Below are 234 nucleotides of genomic sequence, written 5' to 3'. Positions count from 1 at the left end.
CCCCGATCCCGTGCGCGCCGCGCTGCGCGCCATCACCGAAGCGGCGCAGAGCCGACTGACTGCGATTGCCGGCAGCCGCGACGATTTCTCGCCGCGCATCTATCAGCGGCTCGACAGGAGGGCGGCGATGCAGCAGGTGGTCGAACTGTGCGAGGGCGACGGCCGGATGCGCCCGTTCCAGCCCCGTCATCATCGCAAGGCGACGATCCAGGAGACCATCGGCCATATTGCCGA

1 protein-coding gene is annotated in these 234 nt (G+C 68.8%); it reads left to right on the top strand.

The features are described 5' to 3' along the window. Positions 1-234: YcaO-like family protein (locus EOD29_RS35250; RefSeq protein ID WP_164764116.1), on the top strand; the 234-nt coding region annotated here is incomplete at both ends.

The organism is Mesorhizobium sp. M1A.T.Ca.IN.004.03.1.1, assembly GCF_003997555.1.
Taxonomy (GTDB): domain Bacteria; phylum Pseudomonadota; class Alphaproteobacteria; order Rhizobiales; family Rhizobiaceae; genus Mesorhizobium.
The sequence above is the reverse complement of the archived record's forward strand: the minus strand, read 5'-3'. Positions and strand labels throughout refer to the sequence as shown.